Source organism: Desulfovibrio sp. ZJ369 (assembly GCF_011039085.1).
Lineage (GTDB): Bacteria > Desulfobacterota > Desulfovibrionia > Desulfovibrionales > Desulfovibrionaceae > Desulfovibrio.
In genome coordinates this window covers 1-22611 of sequence record NZ_JAAKEI010000032.1, presented here as the reverse complement: position 1 = coordinate 22611, position 22611 = coordinate 1, and the positions used below count along the sequence as shown (strand labels likewise).

The following is a 22611-nucleotide window of genomic DNA, read 5'->3' as shown; positions in this document are numbered from 1 at the left end:
TCAAGGTCATGGACAGGGGAACGGGCATGCCGGGCAAGGCCGAACACATCGCGCGATTCAAGCAATGGCGGCAGAATCTGAACAAGGATGACCGCTGGGGCATCCTGATCACCGCGGATCCCGACGCTCTGGCTTCGGCCATGGCCTTGAAAAGGCTCATGATCCACAGGGTGCACAGCGTGGAGATCCTGCGCATCAACGAAGTGACCCGGCCGGACAATCTGGCCATGATCCGCTATCTGCGCATTCCGGTCAACGCCTGGCAGCCGGAAAAGGCGAGCCAGTTCAACCGCTTCGCCATTGTGGATTCCCAGCCGCAGCACAACAGGGCCTTTCAGGGCCTTCCCTTTGATCTGATTATTGATCACCACCCCTTGCCGCCGGAATTCGCCGGCTCCACGTCCGCCGCCGCCTTTTGCAGCATCCGGCCCGACATCGGAGCCACGAGCACCATGATGACCCGCTTTCTGCAGGTTCTGCACACGCGGCCCGGCCCGCGCCTGGCCACGGCCCTGCTCTACGGCATCCGCACGGACACCGGAACTTTCGAGCGATCCGGCGGCGAGGAGGATCTGCGGGCCTACCAATGGCTTTCGCGCCACGCGGACAAGAATCTGCTGCGCCGGATCATCCGCAGCGAATATTTGCGCGAATGGCTGCCGCTCTTTTCGCGCGCCTTCCGCTCGCTGACCGACTGCCGGGGCAGCGGGGCCTACGCCTGGCTCAATGAGGTCAAAAGCGCGGACCTGCCGGTGGCCGTGGCCGACTTCTTCACGAAAGTGCACGGCCTGAAATGGATTGCCGTCAGCGGCATTGTGGGCAAAACCGTGATCGTGATCTTTCGCGGCGACGGCACGCGGGACGTGGGCCGTCTGGCCGACGCCTGTTTTTATGATGTGGGCGCGGCCGGGGGGCACCGCAACCTGGCCCGCGCCGAATTTCCGCTCTCGGCCGTTTCCGAGGGCGTCAAAACCTCGGATTTTGTGCTGCGCCGCCTGCAAAGCCGCAAACTGCGCCCGGCAGGTTCTGCTCCGGGCAAGGCCCAGGCCCGGACGCAATCCCAGACGTCCGCCCCGCTCCAGGTCGCCGCGCCCGCCACGGGCACGAGCAAAGACTGAAGCGCCAAGGCAAATTTTGTTGATGCTGCCGCATTGGCAGGCGTTTCCAGGCAATCCGTTTCGCGGGCGCTGCATGGCTTTTGCCATCGGGCCTGAATTCCATCCGCACAGAAAGGCGGGCCTGTTCGCCTGGCGTCCCGGATCGAAGAAAGGCGAAAATCGCGGCTTGCCGGCGTATTCAGGCAAGCCGCGATGGTTACGTTTCACTGTTGCGGAGCGCCGCGGCTTATTCCGCGGCCACCGTGCCCACGGCCTGCAGGCGGATGTCCGGCGGGATCTCGGCCTGCGAGATCACGGGCACCGTGGGCAGAAAACGGGTGATCAGCTGCGCCAGATGCGGCCGTATCATGGGGCTTGCCAGAAGCACAGGCTGGCCGTCGGTATTGACCGCATTTTCCACGGCCGTATTGATATTCTGCACCAGGCGCTGGGCCGCTGCCGGGTTGAGCGACAGAAAGGCCGCGCCGTTTTCCGCCTGGCGGATGCCCTCCTGCACCATGCGCTCGGCATTGCCGTTCAGGGTCAGCACGGGCAGCACGCCCTGGCTGTCCAGATACGGCCGCACAATGGAGCGGGAGAGCTTTTCGCGCACATACTCGGCCAGCATGTCCGGATTCTTGATGCCGGTTCCGTAGTCGCCCAGGGTTTCCACGATGGTCAGCATGTCGCGGATGCTCACGTTTTCGCGCACCAGCAGTTGCAGCACCTTCTGAACAGAGCCCAGAGGCAGCACGCCGGGCACCAGATCCTCCACGGCCTTGGGCGCATGCTTGCCCACCGTGTCCAGCAGGCCCTGCACGGCCTGACGATCCAGGAAGTCGGCAAGATGGCGCTTGAAGACCTCGGTCAGATGCGTGGCGATCACCGTGGCCGGGTCCACCACTGTATAGCCTGCCATCATGGCTTCCTCGCGCTGGCTGTCCGGTATCCAGAGAGCGGGCAGGTTGAACGCCGGTTCCCGGGTTTCGATGCCGCTGATCTGGGTGGTCACGTTGCCCGGATCCATAGCCAGGAAATGATCCACCAGAATTTCCGCCGAGGCCACCTGATTGCCCTTGATCAGGAGCGCATACTGGCCGGGCTTCAGTTGCAGATTGTCGCGCAGATGCAGGGAGGGGATCACCACGCCCATGTCCAGGGCGAACTGCCGCCGGATGGAGCGGATGCGCGCCAGCAGGTTGCCGCTCTGTTCCTCGTCCACCAGGGGGATCAGGCCGTAGCCCACTTCCAGCTCCAGGGTGTCCAGGGGCAGCAGGGCCTGCACTTCCTCAGGCGTGTCGGCCGTGCCTGAGGATTTGCCCTTGGCTGCCTTTTTGCTCTTCTTTTCCTCCTTTTCCTCATCCCTGGCGCTCAGACGGCTTACCAGGAAGAGCAGGGCGGACAAAATCATAAAGGGAACAGTGGGCAGGCCGGGTACCAGGGCAAAGACCAGAAGCACGCCGGAAACCATCTTCATGGCCTGGCTGTTGAAGGTGAGCTGGGCCAGAAATTCCTCGCCCATCTTGGCTTCCGAGGCCGCGCGCGAAACCAGCAGGCCCGTGGCCGTGGAGACGATGATCGAAGGGATGGTGGACACCAGGCCGTCGCCGATGGTCAGCAGGGAATAGGTGGTCAGGGCGGTGCCCCAGTCCATTTCTTTTTGGACCACGCCGATGATGATCCCGCCGATCAGGTTGACCATGGTGATCAGCATGCCCGCGTTCACGTCGCCGGAAACAAACTTGCACGCGCCGTCCATGGCGCCGTAGAAATCGGCTTCCTTGCGCAGACCGTTGCGGCGGGCCGTGGCTTCCTCCTCGTCAATGAGCCCGGCGTTGAGGTCGGCCTCAATGGCCATCTGCTTGCCGGGCATGGCGTCCAGAGTGAAGCGCGCGGCCACTTCGGCGATACGCGTGGTGCCCGCGGTGATCACTGTCTTGTTCAGGATAAAGAGGATCATAAAGATGACGCCGCCCACCACATAGCTGCCGCCCACCACGAACTCGCCGAAAGCGCGGATCACGTTGCCCGCGGCCTCGACGCCCATGTCGCCGTTGAGCAGGATCAGGCGGGTGGAGGCCACGTTCAGCGCCAGGCGCAGCAGGGTGGTCACCAGCAGCAGGGAGGGAAAAATCGTGAACTCCAGGGGCGAGGTCATGAACATGGTGGTGACCAGCACGAGCAGGGCAATGGAAATGCTCACGCAGAGCATGATGTCCAGAAAAAAGGTGGGCAGCGGCACCAGCATGACGAAAAGAATGATGACCACGCCCGCGGCCAGCATGATTTCGCCGTGTTTGGAGAAGCGGCTGTAATCCATTTGCGGAAGAGTGACTGTTGCCATTTTTCTGACACCTCGTTTTGTCCCTGAACCGGCTTGCCCGCACTAGCGCTTAACGGCCTTGGGCGTGAGCTTCCAGATGCTTGCCAGCAGCGTGGCCACTGCCTTGTACAACTCTTCGGGGATCATCTCGCCCACGTCCACTGCTTTATACAAAGCCCGTGCCAGGGGCACGTTTTCGCGGATGGGCACCTTGTGCTCGCGCGCCACGGCCTTGATTTTTTCGGCCAGATGATCCGCGCCCTTGGCCAGCACCACCGGGGCCGGGGCTTCGGCGGTGTTGTAGCGCAGGGCAACGGCGATATGCGTGGGGTTGGTCACCACCACGTCGGCCTTGGGCACGTCCTGCATCATGCGTTGCATTATGCTTTCCATCATCTTTTTGCGCTGCTGGCCCTTGATCACCGGATCGCCTTCAGCCTGCTTGCGTTCGTCCTTGACTTCGTCCTTGGTCATCTTCATGCCTTCCCGGTAGGCATAGCGCGACTGCCAGACATCAAAGGCGGTAATGGCCAGGATGGGCAGCAGGGCATACGAGGCCAGGCGCAGGGCCATTTGCAGCATGTACACGGCCACGCCTTCGGGCGTGGCGTAATACATGGGCAGGAAGTTCTGATATTCCTGATAGATAAGATAGCCGGGGATCAGCGAGAGGATGATCGAGAACAGCAGGCTTTTGATGGTGCGCAAGGCGGTCTGCGGTGAAAGCAGCATCTGCTTCAGCCCTTTGATCAGGTTGAAACGCTGCCATTTGAACTTGAAAACCTTGGTGGTCCAGAGTTTGCCCACCTGCAGGCGCTGGGCCAGAAAGGCCAGAAAAGCCAGAAAGAGCATGACGGGCAACAGAATCTTGCAGATTTCCAGGGCCAGCTCAATGCTCAGAGTGTAGACATTCTGGGGATTGGGATCAAACGTCCAGGCATGGCCCAGAAAACGCTGGAACAGAACCTTGATTTGTTCGCTCATGGGGCCGATCCAGACGTACAGCGCGATCATCCCCCCCACCAGGCTCACGGCCTTGCCCAGTTCCTGCGATTTGGGGACATTGCCCTCCTCGCGCTGCTTTTTGCGGCGCTTGGGAGTGGCTTCTTCCGTTCTGCTTGGATCTGTTTGCTTACCGAACATGCCGGCTCCCTGTGGTCGCTGTTTTGGCGTTCAGCAGAGGGATAGCAAAAAGCGTGCCCTTGCGGCACGTTCAACGCGGCCCGCGCCGCTTTTCTTGCACGGGCGCGCCTGGGCGCTCAGTCTGTTTTTGCCCTTTCTTCTTCCTCGCGCCACCACCAGCGGGCGCGCTCGCAGAGCAGATCGATGTCGCCCGCGGCGGCCAGATTGAGCATCTGGCGGTATTGGCGCACGGCCTCGTGGCTGTGGGGATTGGCTTCAAACAGCCCGGCAAAGAGCCGGGCGTCCTCGGTGAGCATTTTGCGCGCCGCGGCCTTGCGGCGCTCAAAGGAGGGCGTGAGATAGGGCAGCAGATCTTCCTGCCCGGCCAGCAGGGCAAAGTAGGCCAGGTTGGTGATGAAGTTCATGCCCTGGATGCGGGCCATGGCCTGATCGTGCTTTTGGGCCGTTGTCCGAAAGACCCGGCAGCCCAGGGCCGTGAAAAAGCCCTCGGCCAGGGCGAGATGTTCTTCCGTGGCCGTGCGGCCCGGAATCACGGCCACGGGCAGATCCGCGCCCGGCGCGGGCCTGGGCCCGAACAGGGGATGCGTGCCCGCCACCGGCCCGGTCCAGGCCTGTTCCATCTGCCGCATGGGCTGTTCCTTGACCGAAGTGATGTCCGCCAGCACCGCGTCAGGCGGCAGATGCGGGCAGACTTTGGCCAGCGTGGCCTCAAACACGGCCGCGGGCACGCAGATCAGGGCGAGATCCGCATTTTCGCAGGCCGGAGCCAGAATTTCGGGCGTGAGCGGCAGATCCGCGCCCGCGACGCGCAGCCCGGCCGTAGCGGCCCGGACCAGCAACATGGCTCCCATGCGACCGCGCGAGCCTACCAGCACGGTTTTGCGCGGCAGGCTCGCCTGTTTTTCGTGGGGAGCGTTTTTCATGCCAGACGGCTCCAGATGTCCCAGAACTGCGGAAAGGATTTGCAGACCACCGAAGGATCGTCCAGGCGCGTTTCCATGCGCAGGCCGGGTTCCTGAAGGCCCAGCAGGGCCAGGGACATGGCCATGCGGTGATCGTTGTGCACGCAGAGATTCAGCCCTTCGGGCAGGCGCGGGGCGTTCTGCCTGCCGCAGCCCCGCCCTGCCAGGCCGTTGACCAGCAGGCCGTCGGAGAGCGCGTCCACGGTCACGCCGGTTTTGGCCAGTTCCTGGGCCGGGGCGCTGATCCGATCCGATTCCTTGACGCGCAGATGCGCCACATTGCTGATCCGCGTGGAGCCGCGGGCAAAGGAAGCCAGCACCGCCACGGTGGGCACCAGATCCGGGCAGGAACCCATATCCAGAGCCACGCCGTGCAGCGCCGAGGGATAGGCCGTGACAGCGTCCGCTTCCGTTTCCAGGCGCGCGCCCATTCTTTGCAGGATGTCCAGCAGGGCGCGATCCCCTTGCAGGGAGTCCGAGCGCAGGCCTTCCACGCGCACGGGCCTGCGGCCCAGAACTCCGGCCGCCAGCAGGTAGGACGCCCCGGACCAGTCGCCCTCCACCGTATAGTCGCCCGCCCGGTACGCGCCGGGCTGCACCGTCACGCGCAGACAGCCGGGCCGGGCCTCGCGCAGCTTGCGCCAATCGCCTTCGGGCAGGGTCTGCCAGGGGCTTTCCTCGTTTTTGCGCGTCCGGGCGCTGAACGTGATTCCGAAATCCGTAAGGCATTGCAGGGTCAGGCCCACATAGGGCCAGGACACGGCTTTGCGACCGGCCAGATCCACGGTCAACGGCGCTGGCCCCAGCGCCGCCGCCAGCAAAAGCCCGGAAAAATACTGGCTGGAAACATCCATGCCCAGGCGCACTTCGCCGTGGAGCGGAGCCGGATCAAGGCCCTTGGCCGTAAGCAGCAGCGGGGGGCAACCGGGCCGCTGCTCAAAGCAAACGCGCGCGCCCAGTTTTTCCAGGGCGTCGGTAAGCTCGCCGATGGGCCGCTCATGCATGCGCCCGGCTCCGTGAATGCGAAAGAGCCCCTGCCCGGCGGCCAGCACGGCCGTAAGCAAACGGCAGGTGGTGCCGGACTCGTGCACGTCGCAGGAGAGCGGTTCCCGGTCGCCGCCGCGCGGCGCGCCGTTCATGCCCGTGACCCGCCAGCCCGATGGGCCGTCTGCCGCGTCTGGCGGCAGCGCTTCCATGCGCGCCCCGGCGGCGCAAAGGATGGCGCGGGTGCGCTCCAGATCCTGGCTTTCCAGGGTATGCCGTACTGTGGAGACGCCGGCCGCCAGGGCCGCGCCGATCAGGTAGCGGTGCGACAGGGACTTGGAGGCCGGGGCCGTGACTGTCACCGGGGAAAGGTTTTCTTTTATTTCCATCATGGCTCAGATACCTTGCTCCTGGCGGGATTCCTCCTCGCCGACGCTCATCCGGTCCAGTTGCGGGCCGGTGGGATAACTGCCCAGAATGCGGAAGCTGGTGCAGGCCTCGCGCAACTGTTCCAACAGGCCTGTATGGCGCGGATTTTCCAGATCGCTCTCCACATCCGCAAAAAAGACGTATTTCCAGCACTGTCCCCGCAGGGGGCGGGATTCCAGCTTGCGCATGTTGATGCCATGCCTGGCCAGCAGATCCAGCACAGTGGCGAGCGCCCCGGACTTGTCCGGCAGGGTGAACAGCAGGGAAGTCTTGTCCGCGCCGCTGTGCCCGCCGGGCGTGGGCCGGGGCACGACGCCGCCCTGGGGCGTCCGGGCCGGGGTGGGCCCGATGATCACAAAGCGTGTCCAGTTGCCGGGCTCGTCCTCAATGCGCCGGGCCAGCACGCCCAGGCCGAGCATGTCGGCCAGCTTGCCGTGTCCGATGGCTGCCGCGTCCTTTTGCCCGGCGGCGCGGTTGGCCGCCGCTGCCGTGGATTCCACGGGCGCCAGCCCGGCATTGGGCAGATGCGCCCGCAGCCAGCCGCCGCACTGGGCCAGGGGCTGCGGATGAGAATAGACCGTGCGCACGGCGGCCAGAGACGGGGCGTCGCTCAAGAGGCAGTGCGAGATGCGCGAGAAAAGTTCGGCCTGAATAAAGACCTCGTGCTTTAAAAAGAGGTCGAAGCTTACGCCCACGGTGCCCTGGAGCGAGTTCTCCAGGGGCACGACGCCCAATTCGCAACGCCCCGCGCTGACTTCCTCGAAAACCTGGGCAATGTCCGCGCAGGGATGAAAGCGGGCCGCATGCCCCAGATATTCCACCCCGGCAAAATAGGAAAAGGTGCCCTCTGGCCCCAGATAGGCCACGTTTTGCGGACGTTGCAGGGCGCGGGAAGAAGAGAAGATCTCGCGCCAGATGGCCCGCAGATGCTCTTCGGGCAGCGGGCCGGGGTTGCGGGCGGCCAGGCCGTCCAGCACCTCGCGCTCGCGCAGGGGCTTGAAGATGATGTCCGACGCGTGCGCCTTGATCCGCCCCACCTCAAGGCTCAGGGCGGCGCGACGGTTGAAGAGCTCCAGCAGTTCCTGATCCACACGATCGATTTCCCCGCGGATGGCGCTCAGGCGCTGCGCGGAGGCCGGGGCCGCAGCGCCCGGCCAGGGGCTGTTGTTGTCCTCCATGCGCCTAGACCTCCCGGATTTCTTCGCGCACGCGCATGCCAAAGTGGCGGCCCGCTTCATCCAGGCGGCAGAGCACCGTATCGCCGGGCTTGAGGCTCACCACGCTGAGCGGCGTGCCGTCAGGCGCCGTGAGCCGGATGGTCTCGGCGTTCTGCAGAAAGACGGTTCCTTTTTGCAAGCCGTTTTGCGTGTCCGCCTGAGCTTCAATCAGGAGCATGGGCCGCACCTCGATCTTGACCCGGCCCAGAGTGGCCACGCCGGTTGCGCCCTCGGCATCCACGATCAGCACTTCCTGACCGGCTTTCAGTTCGCCCAGATAGCTGGTTTTGTCATGGGGCAGGCGGACGTAGGCGTGCACGGCCCCGGCGTTGATCCGGAAAGGCCGCGCGGCCACATACTCGTTATGCTCGGTCTCCGCGTGGACCAGAAAGGTGAAGGCGCTGGAATTGCCCACCAGCATGCCCTGGCCGCGGCGCAACAGGGAGAGCGTATCCGCGCAGACCCGGTGCCCCAGGCCCACGGGCTCCACGCGGGTGATCACGGCGGGGAGCAGATCTTCCCGCCCCTGCGAGAGTTTGCACTGGGCCACAATTTCCTTGAGATCGGCCAAAGCTTCGGGCAGGACCACAATGCCGGCCACGCCGCGCTCCAGAATCCCGGCGGCCAGGCGCGCCTCGTCCAGATTTCCCGCCTCGACCAGAACCGCATCGCTCTGGGCCAGCAGATTTTCCACCGGGATCACCTCCCAGCCGCGGGCCAGCACCACGCGCTCGCCGTTTTTCAGGCGCGCCAGCACGGCTTCCTCGTCGGCCTTGGCCGAGAGCGCGGCAACGGCCACCTCATCCTCGGCCCAGACCGGGCAGCGGGACAGCGCGGCCACCTGCTCCACCCGCTCGCGCGGCGCGATCACGCCGTCCACGCCGGATTCCAGAGCCAGCGTGACCTGATCCTTGGCAAAGGGCACGCAACGAAAATAAATGCGGGACATCTGCCTTACTCTCCCACGATCTGCATGGCCTGATCCACTGAGGCATTCTCATGCACAATGGCGCGCAAAGCTTTGACCAGCGCCACCCGGCGCGGATGCTGGAAGACGTTGCGGCCTACGGAAATGCCCGCGCCGCCCGCTTTGAGGGAGTCATGGACCATTTCCAGAATCTGACGGGTGGAATCCATGCGCTCGCCCCCGGCAATGACCACGGGCACGCAACAGGCCGAAACCACGTCCGCGAAGCTCTCCATGTCGCCGGTGTAGGGCACCTTGACGATATCCGCGCCCAGCTCCACGCCCACGCGCGCGCAGTGCGCCACGATTTCGGGCGCGTAGCTGTTGGTCACCTGCGGGCCGCGCGCGTACATCATGGCCAGCAGCGGCATGTGCCAGTTGTCGCAGGCTTCGGCCACCCGGCCCAGATCCGCGAGCATCAGGCGCTCGTTGGGATCGCCCAGATTGACGTGCACAGAAACGCAGTCCGCGCCGTGCTTGATGCCTTCCTCCACCGTGCCCACCAGCGTCTTGGTGTTGCCGATGGGCGAAAGCGCGGTGGAAGCGGAGAGGTGGACGATAAGCCCGATGTCCTTGCCCGCGCTGCGGTGCGAGCAGCGCACCAGGCCCTTGTGCATGAGCACCGCGTCCGCGCCGCCCAGAGCCATGTCGTTGACCGTCTCGCGCATGTCCACCAGGCCTTCCACAGCGCCGATGGTCACGCCGTGATCCATGGGCACAATGATCGTGCGGCCGTTTTCGCGGTTGATGATACGCTCCAGCCGGACTTTTTTGCCGAGGTACATGAAAGACTCCTTTGTGGCTTTTATCGGATTTCGTTACGGACAATCCGCCTGCGGCCAAAGAAAAAGGGCCGCCGGCGGTATGCCTGCGGCCCTTGAAACTTCCGGACAACGGACGTCAGCGAAGTTCCCGACCACAGGCTTCGGTAAAGTACGCAAAAAAGTACCAGCTCAGGCCGGCGGCGTACGAGGAAGCTATGGCGGGAATAAACTGGGGCATGACGTAAAACTCCGTGTTGCAATTTGAGTAGCCCCAGGCCCGGCGGATGTCAATAAAAAAATGTTAAAAAAAATGCTCTGCGAGCAAAAGAATTATTTTGCCGCTGGACAAGGTTTGCGGCTTTTGTCACACATCAGGCAAAAGAAATGCACAGCCCCGGCCCATCACAATGGACCGGGGCTGTCTGTTATCTGGCGTCAGCCGCCGGCAACAGCTTCAGATCATGTCGCTGTTGGGCTGCTGTTCCTGCAATTTGAATCTGTTCTGAAGCATCAGGGGCAGCGCGTCGGGATCGGCGGGATCATATTCAAACATGACCGCCGTGCCGTAGCAGGAAAAATACTTGCTGCCGTCCGGGTGAAAAGCCACGTTTTCACTATAGCCCACAATGGCTTGCGCGCCCTTGTTCATGGCCCGCCCGGCCATGCCGAAAAAGGCCTCCTCCGAGTCAAAGCCCCGGCAGCAGACCAGGCCCAGCACTTTTGCGATACGGCGGCCTTCCACCTGATGCGTGGTCACCACAGGAAAACGCCCGGCCAGAAAAACGTCGCGCACGCGGCTTTCGGCAGCGGGCATTTGTGCCTGTTTTTCAGCCTTGCGCGCCTTTTTTTCGTTGCCTCCCAGCAAAAAAAACATGCCGAACCTCCAAAGTCAGATTGCCGGACAAAGCCGGACACATGCCTGTATTTTCTGCCTTCGGATACTGCAATGAGCTTGCCAAACCGTATTTTTATATATTTTTCAACTAATTATGCGCAGACAGAAAAAAATCTGTCGGCAAACCGACAGAGATGTCCGGCATGAGCAAAGCGATGGATCCTTTCAATCAAAAAATGTTCTCTGTCTCGTTGGCGGCCCGCACAAAAGCATTGTACGCTTCGCGGCTGCGCGCGACGCTTTCGTTCAGTTCCCGACGTATGCGGCTGTGAAAGCCTTCGCGCTGCCCTTGCGCCAGCTTTTGAGAGAAGAGGGCCGCTTCCTTGAGAAAAGCGCGATAGGCCCGCTCCACCTGCGGCGCTGCCGGGAAAGGCGGCCGCCCGGCCAGAGCCAGGGAGGCTTCCAATTGGCCGCGCAATTGTTCCAGGGCTGTGCCGTCGGGCTCCTCCGGGGCAAGCAGATCCCCTGCCTGCCTGAACAGGGAAAAGATCTTCCGGGCTTCCACGATCTGTCGCTTCAGAGGGTGCTCCCGCAACAGCAGATCTTCGGCCTGCGCGGCGCGGGCCTCCACTGTTTCCAAAAAACTCTTGCGCGCCGCCATAAACACCGCATGCGCGTTTCTCAGGTTCTGCACGAATTTTTTGCCTTGCGCGCCGTCATCCCTGATCGTGTCGTCAGCCACATATTTTTCCAGCGCCCTGTACTCCGCCAGCATGGAGTCAAGGGCTTTGCTCATGTCCTTGACGCTCTGCGCCAGTTGTGCTTCCGCCTCGGCGGGAAACAAGCCCCCGGCAGGGGTGAGTCGCCGCGCGGCCGCGTCGCGCCGGGCCGTTCGCGCGTGAGGCCGGGGCGCGAGCCGCCACTCTTGCAAATACTCCCGCGCATTCTCCAGCAAGACGTCCGGCAACGCGTAATAGCCCTCTGTCAGCGCGCTGGTGGCGGCATTGGAAAATTCCACCAGCTTGTCGGCCCGCGTTCTCTCCTCGGCTGACAGCGGAGGCAAGGGCGCAGGAGCGGGTGCGCGAGCCGCGGGGAGCGTGGCATTGGCGCTGGGCGGAGTTGCGGCGGCATCCGCTTTTGTGGCGTCTGTGGCGCCGCGGCGCTGATTTTCATCCTCAGACCCGCAGGCAAAGAGAAAGAGTACGGCCACAAAGCACACTGCAAGAAAAGCAAGCCTGTTCATCTTTTCTTCCTGATCATTTCTCCGGATATGGGCATGATCAACAGGAACCTTTTTTACCGCTCTGTAGCGTTAACACGCTCTAAACCCGGGCGGCAATCCATGCGCTCAAGCCTGCGAGATCCGCGCCCCAGGGAAAATCGCCGCCCTTGAGCTCAGCGCCCACGCCATAAAAGAGCGTGCCCACACTTTCCGCGGCGTCGCGATCCGTCACGGCGTCGCCCACCATCAGGACGTGATCGGGCAGCACGCCGGCCACACGCACAATTTCGGCCAGCAGCAGCGCCTTGGCAGGCGGCGAGCCGTAAATGCCCGTAAAATACCGCTCAAGCCCGCGCTCGTGCAGCACCATGCGCAACTCTTCGGCGGGCGCGCCGGAGCAGACATAGAGCGGCAGCCTGCCGCGCCAGGTCTCCAGAACATCCGCCACGCCAGGGATCAGCGGGCAGCGGCGCACTTCGTCCAGGGCGTATTCCGCAAAACGGCGGCCCCAGTCCGCGGATTCCTCGTCGCTGATCTCGCGGCCCAGCACTTCGCGGAAAAACCACTGGAACTTTTTATAACGGCTGACGCCGCCATGCACGGTATGATACATGACAAAGCGATCCCGCGCCTCGTCGCCAAAAGGCTGGGCCAGCCGGGCAAAGGCGCGCGTCTTGACGGGCACGCTGTCCAAAATCACGCCGTCGCAGTCAAAAACCAGACATTGCAATGCCATTTTTTTGCTCATCCCTTGAAAAGCGTGGAGGGTGGATGACGCGCCGCCGGGGAAAAGCGTGGTGCGCTGAGGCGGTTCGCGGCAATGGCCACCCGGCGGGAAGCAGGCCCTAGAGCAATTTCACTTTGAAATTGCTCTGGCGGCCGCGGGAGCGGACGCCCGCGCCGAATGAGCGTCCAGACCGCGTTGCGGTAGCCGTTAGCAAGCTTTGCTTGCTTGCGCCAGCCGTTGGCGAGTCTGCGAGCCTTACGGATGGCGACAGCGGTTTCGTTGCATGTTTTTTGTGGTAACTCATTGCTGTCTCCATCCGTAGCTTCCTTCGTCGCAACGGCTGGAGCACGGATAGCGACAGCGGTTGCGTTGGCTGGCTGCCGCAATAACCAGTTGCTGTCTTCATCCGTAGCTTCCTTCGTCGCAACGGCTGAAGCCTGGACGCGAAATGATGGCAGCGCCGCTTTTGAAATTGAATAATTTCAAAAGCAAAATGCCCTATACGGTGCTCATGCCCTGCCCGCGACGCCCGATCAACCTGGCCGGAACCCCGCCCACAATGCTGAAGGGAGCCACATTGCGCGTGACCACCGCGCCCGCGCCCACCACAGCCCCGCGCCCGATGCGCACGTCCGGGGTGATCACGCAGTTGGCGCCGATCCAGACATCTTCCTCAATAATCACCTGCCCCGGCTGATGCCCCTGGCGCATGATCGGCAGATCCTGCCGCTCGAAACGATGGTTGGCGGCGCGGATCACCGTGCCCGGCCCGATGGCCGTGTGCGCGCCAATTTCAATGCGCCCGGCGTCGGCCCCCAGATGCGCGCAGGGGGAAAGCGCCACATTGTCGCCCAGAACCAGCCTGCCGTCATTGGCGGTCACAAACGAGCCGCGGCCCAGGCGCACGCCGTTGCCGAGCTCCATGTTCCGGCAGCCCATAAGGGTGAGCCCGGTGCCGAAGCGCACGGAACCGCAGCGGGCGAACAGCCAGCGCCAGGCCGCCAGGCGCAGCAGCAGACCCACGGGCGTGGGCACCCAGGCGAAGAGCGCGATCCAGAGCTCTTCCAGAGCAGCCCACAGCCGGGCGCGGCGGCCCGGCGTGCCCGGCGAATCTGCGCGCCCCGCGGGGGAGGAAGGGCCGGGCCCGGCCATCTACTTGCAGTACTCCCGCATCAGGGCGTCGCCTTCCATGAGCCGGGTCACGCGCGCCAGATCTTCGGGCGTGTCCACGCTCCAGGTGCGGCCATCCGTGGGCACCATGCGCACTTTCTCGCCGTATTCCAGAATACGCATCATGTCCACGGACTCATAAATTTCCAGGGGGCTTTCTTCCATCTCATTGAAGCGCAGCAGATAGTCGCGGCGGAAAGGGATGACGCAGACCTGCTTGCGCATGGGCACCTTGTCCGAACCCTTTTTGCGCGAGGGAATCGGCTCGCGGGAAAAATAGAGGGCGTTATTGTGGCGATCCACCACCACCTTGACCTCGTTGGGATCTTCAAACTCCTCCAGGGTATCCATCTCGGCCATCAGGTTGACCACGTTGATGGTGGGATCCTTGAGCATGGGCGCCACGGCAGCGTCGATCATGTCCGGGGTGACCATGGGTTCGTCGCCCTGGACCATGACCACGATGTCGGCCTTCCGGCCCGTTTCGGCCTCGATCTTGAGCAGAGCCTCGGCCGTGCGCGTGGAGCAGCGCACATGGTGATCGCCGGTCATGACGCATTTGAGCCCCGCATCCCTGCAATAATTCTCTATGATGGCGTCGCAGGTGGCCACATAGGTGGCGGAAAGGGTTTTGCTCATGGCCGTGCGAAAGGCCACATGCCCGACCATGGGCACATTGTGGATCAGCGCGAGCGGCTTGCCGGGATACCGGCTGGACCCCATGCGCGCGGGGATGATGGCAATGATATTCATGACAAGAGCTCCTTTCTGGCAGGATCGCGATGAAAAAAATCATGGGAAAACGAAACGCAGACCATACGCGGCGGCGCTGCGGGAAGCCGGAGCCGATCTCCGGGCATGACGGCAGCAACGATACCCACCTTTTCCGGCTCACTAAGCCCTTGAAAAGGCCTGCCTCAATACGGCCTAATCGTCCGTGGGAACCAGATATCCCCCCTCGGCCTGCAATTCCGGATGCAGACGCTTGTGCTCCTCCTCCATGACCCGCAGGATGCCCTGCCCCAGATCCACGGTCAGCGGCGGGACCAGCTTGCGGCCCATCTTGGGCATGAAGGCGTAGGGCGTAATCTGATAATGCCCGCTGTTCGGATCATTCTGATACTTGACGATCAGCTCTTTGCCCAGCATTTCGCCGATCATTTTGAACAGATCCCCCACACGCATGGGCTGGTTGCCGGAAATGATGATATTCTGGTTTTCAAATTCCGGAGCCAGCACGGCCAGGGTAGCCGTGGAGGCGTCATCCACATGCACATATTCGCGCAGGGCCGTGGGCGCGCCGTAATAGGTAATCGCGCCCGTGGTCAGGGCTTCGTGCACAAAGCGGTGGATGGCGTTGCGCGTGTCCGCGCGCGGCCCGTAGAGCGAGCCGTAGCGCAGAATCGTGTAGGGCAGGCCGTGCGCGGCCTGGTAGTTTTCAATATAAATTTCGCAGGCCTGTTTGCTGCAACGGTAAAAACCGCCGGATTTGCCGTAAACATAGAGAGAAGAGGCGAAAACGTAGCGCCGGACAGCTTCCCTCCGGCAGGCCTCCAGGATCATCACATTGCCCAGAACATTGATCCGGGCCGTGTCCACCGGGCGGTTGTTGGCCTCCCCGATATCCGCGATGCCCGCATAGTTGAAGACCATATCCGCGCCCTGCACGGCCGCGCGCACAGTCTCCTCGTCCAGAATGTCGCCCGTGAGCATGGTCTGGCCCGGACGCAGCCAGGGCGAGGCATGCAGATCCACAATGGTCACCGCATGGCCTGCCTCGGAGAGCTTATCGCAGATATGCGAACCCAGAAAGCCGGAACCGCCGAAGACAGTGATTTTCACAGTGCTTTCTCCCTGTCGGGCCGCTCGGCCCCTTGCCACAGAAATACCGAATCAATGCCGTAGGCGATGAAGCGGCTGCCCGCCGCCACCTGGCGGGCCAGTTCCGCCGGGTCGGGCTGCACGATATGCAGGCCCATGCGCGCGTTGCGGCGCTTGCAGGCCGCCTGGATGCGATCCATGACCGCCCTGAAGTCAGGATGCTCGAACTGCGCCGTCAGCCCCATGCTGCCCGAAAGATCATAGGGCCCCACCATGATGGCATCCAGGCGGGGATGCGCCAGAATGGCGTCCAGATTGTCCACGGCCCGGATGTGCTCAATCTGGGCCACCAGAAAAAGCTCGGGCGCGCGCTCCTGCCGGTAGGTCTCAAAATTCTTGCCAAAGACGTTGGCCCGGCAATAGCCCACGCCCCGGTATTCCGCGGCGGTTTCACCGGCTGCGCGCCAGTGGTCCTGCCCCGGATATATGGCCCAGTCAATGGCTTGATCAAGCTGCGCCCTGCTTTCGATCATGGGAAAGATCAGACCCTGGGCCCCGGCTTCCAGAGCGGACTTGATCCAGCTTTTGGCGGCCTCGGGCAGACGGGCGAAAGGCGCGGCGCCGCCGCACTCAATGGCCCTGAAGATGTCCGGGAGGCCGGCGCGGCCGAAGGAGCCGTGCTCCATGTCCACGGCCACCCAGTCATAGCCGGCGCGGGCCATGAGCTCGGCCACGTCGGTTGAGGGCAGTTGCAGCCAGGTGCCCACAGTGGGCCTGTCGCAGGCCAGAAGCGCGCGGATGTCATGTACTGTCATAAGAAACGGCTTGCCGCCGCGGGCTGATGTCAGGAACGAACCACCATAGCGCGTGCCTGTCCGGGGCGCAATATGCCGGGGGGAGTCGCGCAGGGCTGCCGCATCTTCTACGGCAGCCCTGGCGGCGATGCGACAGCATCCGTGGGAGCGAAGTATGGCTGTGCCGCTTATCGGCGGCTGTGCCCTGAATTGGCATATGAATGTATGGTTCAGGACACTAGAAAGGCCAGATATTATCCATCAGCCGGGTGAACCAGCCCGGCTTCTGCTTGTCGGCCAGCACGCCGCGGCCGTAATATTCAATACTTGCGTCCGCAATCTGGGTGGAAAGGATGCTGTTTTCCGCGTCCACATCCTTGGCGCGGATCATGCCCCGCACAACCATGTATTCGGTTTCCTCATTAACCCGGATCTCGCGCGCGCCCTCGATCTGCAACAGCCCGCCGGGCAGCACGCGCAACACGCGCGCGGCCAGAGAGGTGGTGACGTAGTTTTCACGCTTGGTCTTGCCCGTGGCCGTAAGATCGCTGACCGAGGTGGTGCTCAGCGCGGGCATGCCGACGCGGGCCTCCGGCCCCACGCCCACCAGCGGCAGAAAGCCGGATCGGCTTTTGCCGAGCATGGCGTTGACCTGGTAGTCATTGGAGCTGTCCTTGTCAGCCGTGGTTTCGGCCTTGTTCTGGGCCTTGGTGTTTTCCACCAGCTTGACCACCACAATATCGCCCACGCGGCGGGCGCGGCTGTCGGAAAACAGCGGTTCCTCCTCGCTGGCGGCGAACAGGGAACCCGGATTGTCCGGCCCGCTGGTTTCCTGACGGTATTCCTGGGGCGGCGTGACAGGGGCCTGCAATGCCGGGCGCTTGTGCGCGCCGCCGCCACCGCAACCGGCGCAGAGTAAAAAAGCCAGTCCCAGGACTGCAACAATCCGGCGTGTTTCCATATTCTCTTCTCCTCCCGGGCCTTGCGTTTCTGCAACGCCCGCCCACTGCGCCGGGAAAGCTCCCGACATTAGAGCATTTTTTGATTGAAAATATTCATTTTCAATCACTTCGCCGCCATCATTTCGCGCAACAATGCGGTTTGGACGCTCATTCTGCGCGGGCTCTAGCGTATCTCCACGGTATTGCCGTCTTTGACGGTGGCGTAGACCTGCTTTTTCGTTTGCAAATTCCGCACCGGAATGGTGGCGCCGGGCTCGCCGTCGGCCAGGGCTTCGGCCTGGGTCGTCATTCTCACATTGCCGCGCGCGTACCGCAGGGTCACTACCTCGCCGCGCCGGACCATAAGCTGACTGGCAAGATCGCTTTGTAAAATGGGTTCGCCCGCCATCAGGCTGCGCGTCACCTGCCAGGGGCCGCCGTGGCCGTCCCACGGCAGATCCCGCAACTGACTTGCGTTGATCCGCATGAAGGTTACGGCCTGGGGCGTCAGCGCGTCACCCTTGTTCAGGGGCCGGGCGGCCGCGGCTGTCGTGATCCAGAGGGTCAGATTGACCGTACCCGCCACACGGCGCAGCACTGTGCCGTCGGCCTCCTGCACGACAAAACGCAGGGCCACGCGGCCGGGGCTCAGTTTGCCGGGCTCCAGTTGCACGCGCTGCTGCGGATGGGCCAGAAAAATATATTCCGGCAGTCTGAATTCGTTCAATTCCGCTTCGCCGGGCATGACGGCCAGTTGTGGCGTCAGGCTTTTGACAACATAGGCGCGCAAATCATCCTCTCTGATCACCAGGCCGCCGCGCTGGATCACCAGCGAGGTGGGCAGAATGCAGCGCGCGGCAAGCTCCGGGCCGAGACTCTGGCGCAGGGCCTGGGAAAGCCGGGAGCGATTCACCTGCAGAGGCTTGCCTTCTTGCGGCGGCGCGGGCCAGAGCCGCCGGGCCTTGAGATCCGCCCAGAGCGCCGAGTCGATCTGCCCCAGGGGGCTTGCGATGTCGCCCAACAGGACCATATCGCCGCTGGTCACGGCTGCCGCGGCCACTTTGAGCCGCCAGTCGCCCTGGCCGAGCATTTCCACCTGCCCCTCGCGGGCCAGCGGCACTGCATTGGCCGCGAGCAGGTCCCTGGTTTTGGCGGCGCGCTGCGCCTGTGCTTCAGGGGCAAGGGGCAATTGGGCGGCGCGAACCTGCGGCGGCCGCAATTGCGTTTTGATCTGGGCCGGAGAACGGCGGTGGTTGCGGTCAGTGTCCTGCCAGACGGCCTGAGGCACGCCGCCCTGCGCCGCGGCACACGCCGGGACCGATCCTGAAATCCAGGCCCAGACCGGCAGCAGAGCCAGACAGAGCGCCGAGGCCGCCCAGAACCCGCGGCAGGTGTCAACGCGGCGGAAAATCATGGCAAGCCTCATCAGCTGCGCTTGAGCTGCACAGCGATGCCCAACATGGAGTCCGAGGTCTGAATGGACTTGGAGTTCACTTCATAGGCGCGCTGGCCCACGATCATATTGACCATCTCATCCACCACTTCCACATTGGACATTTCCAAAAAGCCCTGGGCCAGAGTGCCCACGTTGTCCGTGCCGGGCACGCCTTCGGTTTCCGCGCCCGAAGCTTCGGTAGGCGTGTAAAGGTTGCGGCCGCGGGCATCCAGGCCCGCCGGATTGATGAAGGTGTACAAAGGTATGTCCGCGCCCGCGATCTCCTGCCCCTGGGCGTCCAGGGCCGCGATATGCCCTGAGGAGGAAATGGCAATGTTCTTGGTTTCCGGGGGCACGGCAAACTCCGGCTGCAGGATGTAGCCGTTGGCCGTGACCACCGTGCCGTCCTGATTCAGCTTGAAGGAGCCGGCGCGGGTGTACATAAGCTCGCCGTTGACATCCACCTGAAAAAAGCCGTCGCCCTCAATGGCCACGTCCAGCGTGTTGCCGGTATTCTGAAAATCGCCCTGGGTAAAAAACTTGTGCACGGCGGTGGGCCGCACGCCCATGCCGACCTGAATGCCCACAGGCAGGCGGTTGTCGCCGTCGGTAATGGAACCGGCGATTTTCATGGTCTGATACATCAGATCCTCAAACTCGGCCCGGCTTTTTTTGAAGCCCGTGGTGTTGACGTTGGCCAGGTTATTGGAAATGACATCAATGTTGAGCTGCTGGGCCACCATGCCGGTGGCGCCCGTGTACAGAGAACGCATCATGGGAAAATCTCCTCATATCCGACCGGGTTGCGCGCCTTTTCCCGGATCCGGCGGGTTTGCCGGGGCACAGCCGCCAGCGGCTGACGCGGGCGGGCATGGCTTCGCCCTGCCAGAGCGTTGAACTGTTTTCATGAGCAAAACGCCCTAGCCCTGACGGCGGCCTATTTTTTCATTGGCCGCGCGATCCAGCGTGTCCGACGTCTGCATGACCTTCTGATAGGCCTCGAACTGGCGCTGCACTTCAATCATATTGACCATCTCGGAAACCACTTCCACATTGGCCGCCTCGGTAAAGCCCTGCTCCACGCGCGCCCCGGCCAGATAGGCGTCATCTTCGGCGACCTGCGTGTTTTCGCGCGGCCGGAAAAGATTATGACCCATCTTTTCCAGATTCTGAGGCTCATCCACGCTGAACAAGGCAATCCGGTTGACCGCCACGCCGTCGGCTATCACCTGGCCGTCGCCGCTGATCTGCACGTTGCGCGTCCCCGGCGGGATGACGATGTTGCCGCCCACGCCCTGTAAGGCAAAACCCTGGGGAGTCATCACCGTACCGTCCTCGGAAAGCAGAAAATGGCCATTGCGCGTCAAATAGTCGCCCGTGGGCGTGGCCACCCGGAAAAAGGCGTTCTCGCCGCAGATGGCCACATCCAGCGGATCGCCGGTGAATTGCATGGAACCCTGGGAAAAATCTATGCGGGATACCGCGACGCGCGCCCGCGCCATGTTCTTGGGCTCCGGAAAAAGCGGCTCGGAACGCAGATTCATGAGCGGCTCGCGGATTTCATCGTGCGCGTAGTAAGCCATAGTGTCCTTGAACGCGAGCGTGTCGCGCTTGTAGCCGTGGGTATTCACGTTCGCCAAATTATTGGCAATGAAATTCATACGGTGTTCAGTGGTCAGCGCGCCGAAAAGCCCGCTGAACATGGCGTCTTGCATGGTAAGCTCCTTTTTCCGCGGCCCGGGGGCAAAACCGGCGCAAAACCCCTGCCCCGGACCGTACAGGCCTTTGCCGGGAATTATGCAAAGAGCGGGCCAGGCATGTCACAATCAGAGCGCAAGCGGTTCACAAAAAAACATGGCACATAGCATCATATATGTGATATTGTGCAGTATTTTTTAAATACACTTATAAAAAATTATATTTCCCAATTAATAGTTATAGTAAAAAATTATATGAATACATTTTGCAGATACATTTTTCTTGATTATGCAATCATAATTTTTTCATCTTATCTTCACTGAAAGAAAGAAAAAAAATCTTTCCCTGAATCAGGCAATCGTGTTATCTTGATCTGAATAGATGAAAAGGAGATTTTTTATGCCGCTGAAAAGCCTCTTGCAAAAAAATCTTACGCAAGTCCGGGATCTGCGGGAACCTCTTGCGCTGGATGCTGCGCATGTGCGGGATCTGGAAAAAATTGCCAGGCGTTTTCCGTTCTCTATTCCGCCCTATTATCTGTCCCTTGTGGATCCGGCTGATCCGCACGATCCAATCAGAAAGATGTGCGTGCCGGACCGTGAGGAATGGGATCCCGACGGCCGCTTTGATACCAGCGGCGAGGGCGCCAACACGATTCTGGACGGCCTCCAGCATAAATACCGCCAGACGGCGCTGATTCTCACGACCAGCGCCTGCGCCATGTACTGCCGTCATTGTTTCCGCAAGCGCATGGTAGGCCCTGAGGAACAAAAAGGCCGGCAAGCCCAGGGGGCTTGCGACAAAATTCTGGACTATATCCGGCAACACACGGAAATCAACAATGTGCTGCTCTCCGGCGGGGACGCCCTGCTCACGCCTGCGGCTGTTCTCAGGGAATACCTGGAAGCGCTCTGCGGCATGGAGCATCTGGACGCCGTCAGAATCTGCACCCGCACGCCCGTGGTCCTGCCCATGCGCATCTATGAGGACCGGCAACTGCTGCGCATGCTCAGTGAATATGGGCGCAGGAAACGCCTGTATGTGGTGACCCAGTTCAACCATCCCAGGGAAATGACCAAAGAGGCGCACAGGGCTCTGGAGGCCCTCAACCGCTGCGGCCTGATCGTGCGCAATCAGACCGTGCTGCTGCGCGGGGTCAATGATGACGCAAAAATCATGGGGGACTTGCTGCGACGTCTGATCCGCGTCGGCGTGATGCCCTATTATCTCTTCCAATGCCGCCCTGTGACCGGCGTGAAAAATCGCTTTCAGATCCCCATTGCCCGCGCGTGCTCCCTGGTGGAACAGGCCAGGCAGTCACAAAACGGCCTGGGCAAAGCTTTCCGCTACATTCTGTCGCATGAGACGGGCAAGATAGAAATACTTGGCCCGGCCGGCAACGAACGCTGGCTCTTCAAATACCATCAGGCCAAAGCGTGCGAGGATCAGGGGCGCATGTTCCTCGTAAAACTGCAAGCGGAGCAGTGCTGGCTGCACGGGGAGGATCTCCATGCCGCGTGACGGCGCGACAGACGTGGCCTGTGTGGGGGATAGAGAGAGGTTTGGCGGGCCGGGCGGGGGGCAAAAGAGAAAGCCCCCGCGCCGGTGGCGTCGGGGGCTTTCTAACAATCTTTGGCAACGGCCTACTTTCCCGCAAGAAGATATGCAGTATCATCGGCGATGGAGAGCTTAACTGCCGAGTTCGGGATGGGATCGGGTGTACCCTCTCCTCCATGGTCACCAAAGAAATTTTGTTGTGTCTTTTGCGATTTGCCGGCGGCAGGCGGCGCGGTTTTTCCGGGCATGGGCGGATAGCCCCTTGCCTGCGCAAGCTGCCTGGCTTTCTTGCCAGAACGCGAAATCCGCACCAAAACCAGGCGGGAGGGGCAGGAAAAGGCCGGCTCGCAAAAGAATACACTCTGAGATTGTCAAAATATTAATTGACAGGGAAGGAAGGAGTTTCAATCAAAAACAAGCCTCACGGGCTATTAGTACCGGTCAGCTTCACGCCTCGCGGCGCTTCCACCTCCGGCCTATCAACGAGGTAGTCTCCCTCGGCCCTTCAGGGATTGCTCCAGGGAA

Annotated in this window: 20 protein-coding genes and 2 rRNA genes; 2 read left to right on the top strand and 20 right to left on the bottom strand. The window is 62.2% G+C overall.

The genetic code is table 11. The annotated features are described in order from the left end of the window. The first annotated feature begins 8 nt into the window (after nucleotides 1-8). Nucleotides 9-1118, top strand: coding sequence for a DHH family phosphoesterase (locus tag G7Y51_RS10040; protein ID WP_241160207.1), 1110 nt, complete (start codon nucleotides 9-11; stop codon nucleotides 1116-1118). Nucleotides 1119-1344: 226 nt separating this feature from the next. Here the strand turns inward: G7Y51_RS10040 and flhA are convergent, their stop codons facing one another. The 18 genes from flhA to G7Y51_RS09945 form a co-directional block, all read right to left on the bottom strand. Further along, nucleotides 1345-3441 (bottom strand): flagellar biosynthesis protein FlhA, encoded by a 2097-nt coding sequence (gene flhA, locus G7Y51_RS10035; protein WP_165177075.1) that lies wholly within the window; start codon nucleotides 3439-3441, stop codon nucleotides 1345-1347. A gap of 42 nt (nucleotides 3442-3483) precedes the next feature. Further along, on the bottom strand, nucleotides 3484-4563 hold the full coding sequence (gene flhB / locus G7Y51_RS10030; RefSeq protein ID WP_165177073.1) for a flagellar biosynthesis protein FlhB: 1080 nt from the start codon (nucleotides 4561-4563) through the stop codon (nucleotides 3484-3486). 116 nt (nucleotides 4564-4679) lie between these two features. After that, a complete protein-coding gene (locus G7Y51_RS10025) occupies nucleotides 4680-5486 on the bottom strand; it encodes a prephenate dehydrogenase/arogenate dehydrogenase family protein (RefSeq protein WP_165177071.1) in 807 nt (268 codons plus the stop codon). Next, nucleotides 5483-6901, bottom strand: coding sequence for a 3-phosphoshikimate 1-carboxyvinyltransferase (locus G7Y51_RS10020; protein WP_165177069.1), 1419 nt, complete (start codon nucleotides 6899-6901; stop codon nucleotides 5483-5485). The genes G7Y51_RS10025 and G7Y51_RS10020 overlap by 4 nt, the downstream gene beginning before the upstream one ends. Nucleotides 6902-6904: 3 nt before the next feature. Next, nucleotides 6905-8116: a prephenate dehydratase gene (pheA, locus tag G7Y51_RS10015; protein WP_165177067.1), complete on the bottom strand. Its 1212-nt coding sequence runs from the start codon at nucleotides 8114-8116 to the stop codon at nucleotides 6905-6907. Between the two features lie 4 nt (nucleotides 8117-8120). Next, nucleotides 8121-9104: a 3-dehydroquinate synthase II family protein gene (locus G7Y51_RS10010; RefSeq protein WP_165177065.1), complete on the bottom strand. Its 984-nt coding sequence runs from the start codon at nucleotides 9102-9104 to the stop codon at nucleotides 8121-8123. A 5-nt stretch (nucleotides 9105-9109) separates the two neighbouring features. Beyond that, nucleotides 9110-9907 carry a 2-amino-3,7-dideoxy-D-threo-hept-6-ulosonate synthase gene (locus G7Y51_RS10005; RefSeq protein WP_165072338.1) on the bottom strand — a complete coding sequence of 266 codons (798 nt, stop codon included), beginning with the start codon at nucleotides 9905-9907 and terminating at the stop codon, nucleotides 9110-9112. Nucleotides 9908-10340: 433 nt separating this feature from the next. Continuing rightward, nucleotides 10341-10760, bottom strand: a complete 420-nt coding sequence (locus G7Y51_RS09995) for a YbjQ family protein (protein WP_165177061.1) — start codon at nucleotides 10758-10760, stop codon at nucleotides 10341-10343. Nucleotides 10761-10950: 190 nt separating this feature from the next. Then, the gene (locus tag G7Y51_RS09990; protein ID WP_165177059.1) at nucleotides 10951-11964 is read right to left on the bottom strand and encodes a hypothetical protein; all 1014 of its coding nucleotides are present in this window, start codon (nucleotides 11962-11964) and stop codon (nucleotides 10951-10953) included. A gap of 79 nt (nucleotides 11965-12043) precedes the next feature. Beyond that, nucleotides 12044-12679, bottom strand: coding sequence for an HAD family hydrolase (locus tag G7Y51_RS09985; RefSeq protein ID WP_165177057.1), 636 nt, complete (start codon nucleotides 12677-12679; stop codon nucleotides 12044-12046). A 489-nt stretch (nucleotides 12680-13168) separates the two neighbouring features. Beyond that, the gene (locus G7Y51_RS09980; RefSeq protein ID WP_165177055.1) at nucleotides 13169-13822 is read right to left on the bottom strand and encodes an acyltransferase; all 654 of its coding nucleotides are present in this window, start codon (nucleotides 13820-13822) and stop codon (nucleotides 13169-13171) included. Next, entirely contained in the window at nucleotides 13823-14593 is a 771-nt protein-coding gene (locus tag G7Y51_RS09975) for a 3-deoxy-manno-octulosonate cytidylyltransferase (RefSeq protein WP_165177053.1), read from the bottom strand. 174 nt (nucleotides 14594-14767) lie between these two features. Beyond that, nucleotides 14768-15682, bottom strand: coding sequence for an NAD(P)-dependent oxidoreductase (locus tag G7Y51_RS09970; protein ID WP_165177051.1), 915 nt, complete (start codon nucleotides 15680-15682; stop codon nucleotides 14768-14770). Then, complete coding sequence (locus G7Y51_RS09965) at nucleotides 15679-16476, bottom strand: aldolase/citrate lyase family protein (protein ID WP_165177049.1); 798 nt, start codon at nucleotides 16474-16476, stop codon at nucleotides 15679-15681. The genes G7Y51_RS09970 and G7Y51_RS09965 overlap by 4 nt, the downstream gene beginning before the upstream one ends. Before the next feature lie 217 nt (nucleotides 16477-16693). Further along, nucleotides 16694-17416, bottom strand: a complete 723-nt coding sequence (locus G7Y51_RS09960) for a flagellar basal body L-ring protein FlgH (protein WP_165177047.1) — start codon at nucleotides 17414-17416, stop codon at nucleotides 16694-16696. Nucleotides 17417-17580: 164 nt separating this feature from the next. Continuing rightward, nucleotides 17581-18810, bottom strand: coding sequence for a flagellar basal body P-ring formation chaperone FlgA (gene flgA, locus G7Y51_RS09955; protein ID WP_165177045.1), 1230 nt, complete (start codon nucleotides 18808-18810; stop codon nucleotides 17581-17583). 11 nt (nucleotides 18811-18821) lie between these two features. After that, nucleotides 18822-19607: a flagellar basal-body rod protein FlgG gene (flgG, locus tag G7Y51_RS09950; protein ID WP_165064572.1), complete on the bottom strand. Its 786-nt coding sequence runs from the start codon at nucleotides 19605-19607 to the stop codon at nucleotides 18822-18824. A 144-nt stretch (nucleotides 19608-19751) separates the two neighbouring features. Next, nucleotides 19752-20546 carry a flagellar hook-basal body protein gene (locus tag G7Y51_RS09945; protein ID WP_165064569.1) on the bottom strand — a complete coding sequence of 265 codons (795 nt, stop codon included), beginning with the start codon at nucleotides 20544-20546 and terminating at the stop codon, nucleotides 19752-19754. Nucleotides 20547-20928: 382 nt separating this feature from the next. On the opposite strand from G7Y51_RS09945, the gene G7Y51_RS09940 reads away from it, so the two are divergent. Beyond that, on the top strand, nucleotides 20929-22050 hold the full coding sequence (locus G7Y51_RS09940) for a KamA family radical SAM protein (protein ID WP_165177043.1): 1122 nt from the start codon (nucleotides 20929-20931) through the stop codon (nucleotides 22048-22050). A gap of 109 nt (nucleotides 22051-22159) precedes the next feature. Here the strand turns inward: G7Y51_RS09940 and rrf are convergent. Continuing rightward, a 5S ribosomal RNA gene (gene rrf, locus G7Y51_RS09935) occupies nucleotides 22160-22274 on the bottom strand. Nucleotides 22275-22496: 222 nt separating this feature from the next. Next, nucleotides 22497-22611 (bottom strand): 23S ribosomal RNA (locus G7Y51_RS09930); the annotation flags it as partial.